Source organism: Actinobacillus ureae ATCC 25976, from assembly GCF_000188255.1.
In the GTDB taxonomy this organism is placed as follows: domain Bacteria; phylum Pseudomonadota; class Gammaproteobacteria; order Enterobacterales; family Pasteurellaceae; genus Actinobacillus; species Actinobacillus ureae.
In genome coordinates this window covers 1,078,516-1,087,551 of sequence record NZ_GL831080.1, presented here as the reverse complement: position 1 = coordinate 1,087,551, position 9,036 = coordinate 1,078,516, and the positions used below count along the sequence as shown (strand labels likewise).

General features: G+C 39.2%; 8 protein-coding genes. 7 read left to right on the top strand and 1 reads right to left on the bottom strand.

All coding sequences use genetic code 11. The features are described 5' to 3' along the window. Positions 1-250 precede the first annotated feature (250 nt). From HMPREF0027_RS05140 to HMPREF0027_RS05125, 4 genes are all read left to right on the top strand, one after another. Positions 251-1,843, top strand: a complete 1,593-nt coding sequence (locus HMPREF0027_RS05140; protein ID WP_005622763.1) for an L-lactate permease — start codon at positions 251-253, stop codon at positions 1,841-1,843. Positions 1,844-2,022: 179 nt separating this feature from the next. Then, entirely contained in the window at positions 2,023-2,748 is a 726-nt protein-coding gene (locus HMPREF0027_RS05135) for a (Fe-S)-binding protein (RefSeq protein WP_005622762.1), read from the top strand. A gap of 14 nt (positions 2,749-2,762) precedes the next feature. Beyond that, positions 2,763-4,172 (top strand): LutB/LldF family L-lactate oxidation iron-sulfur protein, encoded by a 1,410-nt coding sequence (locus HMPREF0027_RS05130; RefSeq protein ID WP_005622761.1) that lies wholly within the window; start codon positions 2,763-2,765, stop codon positions 4,170-4,172. 138 nt (positions 4,173-4,310) lie between these two features. Next, positions 4,311-5,012: a LutC/YkgG family protein gene (locus HMPREF0027_RS05125; protein ID WP_005622760.1), complete on the top strand. Its 702-nt coding sequence runs from the start codon at positions 4,311-4,313 to the stop codon at positions 5,010-5,012. 69 nt (positions 5,013-5,081) lie between these two features. Here the strand turns inward: HMPREF0027_RS05125 and HMPREF0027_RS05120 are convergent, their stop codons facing one another. Continuing rightward, entirely contained in the window at positions 5,082-5,789 is a 708-nt protein-coding gene (locus HMPREF0027_RS05120; RefSeq protein ID WP_005622759.1) for a SanA/YdcF family protein, read from the bottom strand. A 271-nt stretch (positions 5,790-6,060) separates the two neighbouring features. Here HMPREF0027_RS05120 and metX point away from each other — a divergent pair, with 271 nt between their 5' ends. The 3 genes from metX (at position 6,061) to HMPREF0027_RS05105 (ending at position 8,974) form a co-directional block, all read left to right on the top strand. After that, a complete protein-coding gene (gene metX, locus HMPREF0027_RS05115) occupies positions 6,061-7,137 on the top strand; it encodes a homoserine O-acetyltransferase MetX (RefSeq protein WP_005622757.1) in 1,077 nt (358 codons plus the stop codon). 198 nt (positions 7,138-7,335) lie between these two features. Then, positions 7,336-8,346 carry an HTH-type transcriptional repressor PurR gene (gene purR / locus HMPREF0027_RS05110; protein ID WP_005622756.1) on the top strand — a complete coding sequence of 337 codons (1,011 nt, stop codon included), beginning with the start codon at positions 7,336-7,338 and terminating at the stop codon, positions 8,344-8,346. Positions 8,347-8,371: 25 nt separating this feature from the next. Continuing rightward, on the top strand, positions 8,372-8,974 hold the full coding sequence (locus HMPREF0027_RS05105) for a DedA family protein (protein ID WP_005622755.1): 603 nt from the start codon (positions 8,372-8,374) through the stop codon (positions 8,972-8,974). Positions 8,975-9,036: the final 62 nt, after the last annotated feature.

The window sequence follows — 9,036 nt, the reverse complement described above, 5'->3', positions numbered from 1 at the left end:
TCCCTTTAGCCACCAAACCGCTCTCTCATACGCTGCAAAGTTAACTCTTTTAGGTTATATTTAAAAATAATGTTAAATTTTGTTATTTTTTGTTGATTTATTTTTAAGCAATTAAGCAACAAAAGTGTGATCCTCGTCATAATTTGAAACAAACCTACTATTCTTTTACAAAAACTCACATAAAATGCATACACCCAAAAAGTTAACATTTTTTTAACTTATAACATCATTATCGCTCTGAGAGGTTTTTATGGCTCTTTTCCTTAGTATATTCCCGATTGTTTTACTTATTTACTTAATGGTAAAACGTAATGCATTACCATCATATGTTGCTCTCCCTTGGGTTGCCGTGGTGGTTTTAATTATTCATCTTTTATTCTTCGCGACAGATATTACTGTTATCAGTGCAAATATCGCCTCAGCGATAATGTCAGTATTAACCCCTATTACTGTTATTTTTGGTGCGATTTTATTTAATCGTTTCTCTGAAGCATCAGGTGTAACAAATACGTTACGTAAATGGTTAGGTACGATTAACCCAAATCCGGTTGCACAACTTATGATTATCGGTTGGGCATTTGCATTTATGATTGAAGGTGCGAGTGGTTTCGGTACACCAGCAGCGATTGCAGCACCAATCCTTGTAGGCTTAGGCTTTAATCCAATTAAAGTCGCAATATTGGCATTAATTATGAACTCTGTGCCGGTATCATTCGGTGCAGTAGGTACACCAACTTGGTTTGGTTTCGGCTCTCTCAATTTAGCTGAAGCACAAATTCTTGAAATCGGTTCAATGTCAGCGCTTATCCATGCCTTTGCCGCATTAGTTATTCCGGTGATTGCATTAAGTTTTATCGTAAGCTGGAAAGAAATCCGTCAAAATATCGTCTTTATTTACTTAAGCGTATTTGCTTGTGTAGTACCTTACTTCTTACTTGCTCAAATAAACTATGAATTCCCATCATTAGTTGGCGGTGCGATCGGTATGTTTATTTCTATCTTCCTTGCTAATAAAGGTATCGGCTTAGCTAAGGTTGAAAATACACTAGATAGCGCAGTGTCAATGAAAGAAGTAGCAAAAGCTCTACTTCCAACCGGTTTATTAATTAGTTTCTTAATCGTAACTCGTATCCAACAGTTACCGTTCAAAGCAATGATGAACAACACAACAACTTGGATCGGCACACAGTTAGGCTCATTAGGTCAATTTGAAATCAGCCAAGGTTTGGTCTTCAGCTTAAAAAACATTTTTGGCACAACAGTAAACGCAAGCTATAAACTACTTTATGTGCCTGCACTGATTCCGTTTGTCGTAACCGTATTAATCTGCGTTCCTCTGTTTGCACTAAACGGTTCAAAAATAAAAGAAGTATTTGCTGGTAGCTTTAAACAAACCAAAAATCCATTTATCGCATTAATCGGTGCATTAATCATGGTTAACTTAATGTTAGTCGGTAATGACGGTTCAATGGTAAAAATTATCGGTAAAAGCTTTGCTGCGGCAACCGGTGAATATTGGACAATCTTTGCTTCGTACTTAGGTGCGGTAGGTGCATTCTTCTCTGGTTCTAACACTGTATCTAACTTAACTTTCGGTAGCGTACAGTTATCAACCGCAGAAATTACCGGTTTATCAGCTTCATTAGTACTTGCGCTACAATCTGTAGGTGGTGCGATGGGTAACATGGTATGTATTAATAACATCGTTGCGGTTAACTCCGTATTGAATATTCAAAATCAAGAAGGTGCTATCCTTAAGAAAACTGTAGTACCAATGTTTATCTACGGTGTTATTGCAGCCGTTGTTGCATTAACAATTATTCCACTCTTCTTTAACGTTTAACATTAAAGTAGTAGAGTAAAAAGATAGCAAGGCGTGTTACACTACGCCTTGTTCAAGCGGTTAAATTTAACCCCTTTTTTACAAATTATTAATCAAAAGGAAGTCCAACGACTTCCTTTTGTCATTTATAGCTTTCTAAATACGATTATTTCTTATTTTTATTTAAGTGGGAGTTCTTTATGAACGTAAATTTCTATGTCACCTGTATTGCAGATATCGTCAAAGCAGGTGTGGCAAAAAACAGTGTATTATTACTTGAAAAACTTGGCTGTAATGTCATTTTCTTAGAAAAACAAGGCTGCTGTGGGCAACCGGCGATTAACAGCGGTTATGCAAAAGAAGCGATTGACGGTATGAAAACGCTGGTAGAGACATTTGAAGTCAATGACTACCCTATCGTGGCGCCGGCAGGCTCTTGTGTTTACGCAATTAAGAATTACCCAGAGTATTTCAATCGTTTTGGTGAAACCGAATGGGCAAAACGCGCTGAAAAAGTTGCAGCACGTTTCTATGATCTAACCGATTTTATCGTGAACGTTTTAAAAGTGGAAAATGTTGGCGCTCGTCTTACCGGTAAAGCAGTTTATCACCCTTCTTGCAGTTTAACTCGCAAACTCGGTGTTGTGAATGAACCACTTACGCTTCTCCAAAATGTCAAAGGTTTAGAGCTTTTACCTATTCATAACCAACAAACCTGTTGCGGTTTCGGCGGAACATTCTCAGTAAAAATGGCTGAAATCTCAGGCGAAATGGTGACTGAAAAAGTTGTAAATATTACCGAAGTAGAACCTGAATATTTAGTGGGTGCGGATGTTAGCTGCTTAATGAATATTGCTGGCCGTTTAAGCCGTGAAGGTAAAAACGTAAAAGTTATGCATATTGCAGAAGTATTAATGCAAGAATAAAAGGGGAATTACCAATGTCACATTTACAAACAAGTACACTCCCGTTTAAACAACGTGTTGAACAACAAGTACATAATGAAGTAATGCGTAAAGCGGTTGTGAAAGCACAAGAAACAATCGGCGCAAACCGCCAAAAAATGGTGGATGAATTAGGTCATTGGGAAGAATGGCGTGATCTTTCAAAACAATTCCGTAATCACGTGCTTGCGAACCTAGACGCTTATTTATATCAATTAAGTGAAAAAGTAACACAAAACGGCGGTAAAGTATTCTTCGCAGAAACGGCGGAAGAAGCAAGTGAGTATATCCGTAAAGTTGCACTTGAGAAAAAAGCGAAAACTATCGTTAAATCAAAATCAATGGTAACCGAAGAAATCGGCTTAAACCACGTGTTAGAAGCGGAAGGCATGAAAGTGGCTGAAACCGATTTAGGTGAATATTTATTACAAATCGTAGGTGACAAACCTTCACATATCGTTGTACCTGCGATCCACAAAGATCGTCATCGTATCCGTAAAGAATTACATGAAGTATTAGGTTATGAAGGTACTGAACAACCGGAAGAAATGAATGCTTTCGTGCGTAAAACGTTACGTAAAGACTTCTTAGAAGCTGACATCGGTATTTCGGGTTGTAACTTTGCTGTACCGGAAACCGGCTCTGTTTGTTTAGTCACCAATGAAGGTAACTTACGTTTAGCGACAACCTTACCCAAAACGCATATTGCGGTAATGGGGATGGAACGTTTAGCACCAACCTTCAAAGAAGTAGATGTGCTGATGACAATGCTTTGCCGCAGTGCGGTAGGCGCAAAATTGACCGCATATAACACGTGGTTAACCGGTCCTCGTCTTGAGGGTGAAACGGATGGCCCGGAAGATTTCCACCTTGTTATTGTAGATAACGGTCGTTCAAAAATCTTAGAAAGCGAATTCCAAGAAGTTTTACGCTGTATCCGTTGTGGTGCGTGTTTAAATACTTGTCCGGCTTACCGCCAAATCGGTGGTCACGGCTACGGTTCTATCTATCCAGGTCCAATCGGTGCGGTTATTTCACCACTTTTAGGCGGATACGATGAGTTTAAAGAATTACCTTACGCTTGTTCATTATGTACTGCGTGTAACAGTGTATGTCCGGTGAAAATTCCTTTAGCACAATTAATTCTCAAACATCGTGAGAAAATTGCCGATGCCGGCTTAACACCACTTACAGAGCGTCTTTCAATTAAAGGTTTCACTTTTGCCAACTCAAATCCAGGCATTTGGAATATGGGCGTGAAAATCGGTGCTAAAGTTGCTGGTAAATTTATCCGAAACGGTAAAGCACCGGTCAATTTTGGCGCGTTAGCGGAATGGACCAAAGCACGTGATTTACCGAGTGCTGAAGGCGAAAGTTTCCGTGAATGGCTTGCAAATCGTAAATAATTTAAATTACACCACATAAAATAGCATGTAACTAGGTAAACAAGCGGTCATTTTCAACCAAAAATTTGTAAAAAATTAGCAAAATTACACCGCTTGTTCTTCCTATAATAGCTAACGTGGTCAACACAGGACAGAGCAATGGACTTACAAAATCGTGAAAACTTTTTAAATAGATTGGCGCAGCGTATGGGCAGAGAACGTAAACTCGTTCCGGATCAAATGGATACGCCAGTAAACGATCACCCTACAACCCGTTTAACCCATCTTTCTCAACAAGAGCTTTGTGATGAGTTTATGAATTTCGCTAAGGTGTTATTAGTGGATGTGGTTGAAACGAAAGAAGCGGACGTAGCACAAGCAGTATTAGACGTTTGTGAAAAATACGGTAGCGGAAGCATCGTGTTAAATAATGATACTCGCTTAGAAAGCTTAGGCATTACCGAAGCGGTGAAAGCTAAATTTGATAGCTATGTGTGGAATTTCACCAACCGTGAAGCAAATATTTCTCACGCAGAAAAAGCGAATATCGGTATCGTACATGGCGAATACGGCTTAGCGGAATCCGGAGGTATTGTGCTATTTGCCAGCAAAGATAACGGCCGTTCAACCAGTCTTTTACCTACAACCTCTATCGTGGTGGTACGTAAAAGTGCCGTGTTACCACGTGTAGCACAACTGGCGCAACTGCTAAATCAAAAAGCGCAAGCCGGCGAACGTATGCCTTCTTGCGTGAATATTATTTCAGGTCCAAGTGCAACCGCTGATATTGAGTTAATCAAAGTAGTGGGGGTTCACGGCCCTGTGTCAAAAATCTATGTGGTCATTGATGACTTAGCATAAATAAACAAGCGGTCTATTTCTGCAATTTTTTTGCAAAATTAGACCGCTTATTTTTTAGTTCTTGTCATACTAAGACTTAATTTCTCGAGAAGCAACTTGCTCGAGCGTTTCGGGTTTGGTATCCATAAGAAAATCCCAAAGCATGCCTAAACGCGCAAAAAATTCTCTAATCCGTACTTTTATATGTCCTTCCGGATATTTAGCCGCAAAGCACACCGCATTAATATGGTGATATTTCGCAATAAATAACGCCCTTTCACAATGGAATTGTTGAGTGACAATAACAAACGGTTCTAGCTTATACACTTCGCGCGCTCTTACAATGGAATCTAACGTTCGATAACCAGCAAAATCTTGCTTAATTTGTTCCTTCCGTGCTCCCATTCGACGTAAATCATTTTGCATCACTTTAGGTTCATTATAGTAAGGTGTTTTATTATCGCCGCTCACCAACAAATGGCTTACTTTGCCATGTTTTAGTAATGATATCGCCGCTTCTAAGCGATATTTATAGTATAAATTAGGTGAACCTTTAGCATAATATTTTGATGTGCCTAACACGACCGCATCATTGTATTTAGGTAATTTATCAATATCGGTATAAATGCGATCTTTTACATAAATGCCAGTGGCACCATCAATTACCAATACGAATAATGTCAAAATCACACTGACCCAAGCTGCACATACCATACTCTTTGCAAAAAAGCGCCCACACCTTTTACAGAAAGGCGTTTTTACGATCTCTTTTGCTGTATGTTGCTGGGTTAATTCCATTTTCTGTCTATTCAATGCTAAAGCTAATTAATATATTCGTCTGAAAGCAGACAAATATTTCAAACAAATGTTCAAGTATCTAGCATAACCTAGCGAGTTAAAATTGCAAGTATAACCTCACCCAGAATTCTAGACGTTTAGACGTCTAAAATTCCTTGACAAATAGCTTGCCTATCGCTACCTTACGCATATTAGAGACGTTTAGACGTCTAAATACAATAACGACAAGCGGTCTAATTTCTACCGTAATTTGCAAACCTTAGGAATATCAATGGCTCATAGCATTACTCTCTTTCAAGATTCGCCCTTAACTCTTGCACTTGGCGGTGAATTATCACCTATCGAGGTCGCTTATCAGACTTATGGAAAGCTGAATGCGGACAAAAGCAATGCCGTATTGCTTTGTCATGCCTTAACCGGTGATGCGGAGCCTTATAAAAATGTACCGGAACAAGGTTGGTGGCAAGATTTTATCGGTGCCGGTTTAGCCTTTGATACAGATCGTTATTTCTTTATCTGTTCAAACGTATTAGGTGGCTGTAAAGGAACAACCGGGCCTTCCTCGATCAACCAGCAAACCAATAAGCCTTACGGTAGCCTATTCCCGGTAATTACGGTACAAGATATCGTTCAAGTACAAAAAGCTTTGTTAGATGCGTTAGGTATTTCCCATTTGCATGCGGTTGTCGGCGGCTCATTCGGCGGTATGCAAGCAACACAATGGGGCATTACATATCCGGACTCAGTCGATAATATTATTAATCTTTGTTCTTCACTGACTTTCAGTGCAAAAGCAATTGGCTTTAATCATGTGATGCGCCAAGCGATCATTAATGACCCCAACTTTAATAATGGAGATTACTATGAGGGTTTGCCGCCGGATAACGGTTTAAAAATTGCTCGAATGCTTGGAATGTTAACCTATCGTACCGATGTACAGCTTGCCCGAGCATTTGGGCGAGAAACCAAGCAACAAAGCGAAATTTTGGGAGACTACTTCCAAGTGGAATCCTATTTGAGCTATCAAGGGGTAAAATTTTTAGATCGATTTGATGCCAATAGCTATTTACGATTATTACGTGCGCTTGATTTATATGATCCTGCCCTTGGTTATGCGAATGAACAGGAAGCACTGCAACGCATTAAAGCGAAATATACGTTAGTCGGTGTTACCAGCGATCAACTGTTTAAGCAGATTGATCTGCATAAAAGTAAACAACGTCTTGAGAATGCCGGCGTACAAGTGAATTATTACGAATTCCACTCGAACTTTGGGCATGATGCTTTTTTAGTGGATTATGCGTTCTTTGAACCGATGCTCAAAAAAGGATTAGCCGGCAAAAAATAATTCAAACGCCTTTCATTATCCTATCTTATAGAGGGATTTCTCTATCCCTCTTTAATTTCATATCACTACTTCAGTCTCTGCCTCTACATTGCTTTAACTAAATATGCTGATTTTTTACATATTTAGTTGCCGATTTTTAGTTATTTACGTATAAATTTAGCTATAATAGCCACTATTTTTATTCTAAGAGAAACGATTATGGCTACCATTAAAGATGTTGCTAAATTAGCGGGTGTATCGACAACGACTGTCTCTCACGTAATTAATAAAACCCGTTTTGTAGCAGAAGATACCAGTAAAGCAGTTTGGGATGCTGTTCAACAGTTAAACTATTCTCCAAGTGCAGTTGCCCGCAGCTTAAAAGTGAATACCACTAAATCCATCGGGATGATTATCACCACCAGTGAAGCGCCTTATTTTGCTGAAATTGTGCTAGCGGTAGAAGATTACTGCTATCAACAAGGCTATTCGCTGTTCTTATGTAATACACAAAATGAGCCGGAAAAAATCCAAAACCATTTGGATATGTTAATCAAAAAACGTGTGGATGGCGTATTAGTTATGTGTTCGGAATATACCCGTGACTCACTTGAGCTATTTAACGGCACAAATATTCCAATGGTAGTTATGGATTGGGGTAAAACCGATGAGAAAAGTGATGTTATTTTAGATAACAGCTTTGAAGGCGGTTACCTTGCGACTCGTCATTTAATTGAAAACGGTCATACCGAGATTGGTGTGATTGCTGGTCAACTCACCAAAACTACCGCTAAAGAGCGTTATGACGGTTTTGTAAAAGCAATGCAAGAAGCAAACTTACCGATTCGCCAAGAATGGGTACTTGAAGGTGATTTCGAACCTGAAGGCGGCTTTGAGCAAATGAATAACTTGCTTCGTTTAGATAAATTGCCAACCGCAGTTTTCTGCTTTAGTGATACAATTGCACTTGGTGCAATCTCTGCGTTAAGTGAAAAAGGTCTCACCGTGCCACATGATATGTCTATTATCGGCTATGATAATATTCATTCGTCACGTTTCTATTCGCCGCCGCTGACAACGATTCACCAATCAAAATCTCGTTTAGGCGTAAAAGCATTAAACTTATTGTTGGAACGAATTAAAGCAGATAAATCACAATATCAGCCACAAACTATCGAATTCCATCCGGAATTAGTTTTACGTCGTTCTGTTCGTAATTTAAATAAATAAAATCAATTAAAAAGGAGTTGTATGCATGGAATTTTTAATTAGCTTTTTCAGTAGCTACGGTTACTGGGCTGTATTTTTAGTTCTCCTTGCGTGCGGATTTGGTGTGCCGATTCCGGAAGATATAACCTTAGTCTCCGGCGGCGTTATTTCAGGTTTAGGTTATACCAATGTACATTGGATGCTAGTCGTCAGTATGCTGGGTGTACTGGTTGGTGATAGTACGATGTATTGGCTCGGACGTATTTACGGTGAAAAAATTCGTCAATTTCCATTAATTCGTAATATTGTCACCGAAGAACGTTATCAAATGGTACAGGAACGTTTTGAAAAACAAGGCAATCGCCTGTTGTTTCTTGCTCGTTTCTTACCGGGGTTACGTGCGGTAGTTTATCTGGCATCAGGTATTACTCGTCGTGTGAATTTTACTCGTTTTGTGCTGGTTGACTTCTGTGCGGCAATTATTTCAGTGCCGATTTGGGTTTACTTAGGTGATTACGGCGCCCAAAATCTTGATTGGCTACACGAACAGATTAAAAATGGCCAACATATTATTTTTGCAGGCTTAGGCTTGATTGCAATCTATGTGGGTTGGAAATGGCATAAAGGCCGTAAAAAGAAACAAGATTAATTTGATTAGAAAAGACTGCTTACAATGATCTGCACCCCAAAAGTTGGACTAAACCTCCAACA

Bases quoted from the DNA above. Each gene is read 5' to 3' on its own strand.
- metX (WP_005622757.1), top strand. From the start codon at position 6,061: ATGGCTCATAGCATTACTCTCTTTCAAGATTCGCCCTTAACTCTTGCA.
- HMPREF0027_RS05135 (WP_005622762.1), top strand. From the start codon at position 2,023: ATGAACGTAAATTTCTATGTCACCTGTATTGCAGATATCGTCAAAGCA.
- purR (WP_005622756.1), top strand. From the start codon at position 7,336: ATGGCTACCATTAAAGATGTTGCTAAATTAGCGGGTGTATCGACAACG.
- HMPREF0027_RS05140 (WP_005622763.1), top strand. From the start codon at position 251: ATGGCTCTTTTCCTTAGTATATTCCCGATTGTTTTACTTATTTACTTA.
- HMPREF0027_RS05120 (WP_005622759.1), bottom strand. From the start codon at position 5,789: ATGGAATTAACCCAGCAACATACAGCAAAAGAGATCGTAAAAACGCCT.
- HMPREF0027_RS05105 (WP_005622755.1), top strand. From the start codon at position 8,372: ATGGAATTTTTAATTAGCTTTTTCAGTAGCTACGGTTACTGGGCTGTA.
- HMPREF0027_RS05125 (WP_005622760.1), top strand. From the start codon at position 4,311: ATGGACTTACAAAATCGTGAAAACTTTTTAAATAGATTGGCGCAGCGT.
- HMPREF0027_RS05130 (WP_005622761.1), top strand. From the start codon at position 2,763: ATGTCACATTTACAAACAAGTACACTCCCGTTTAAACAACGTGTTGAA.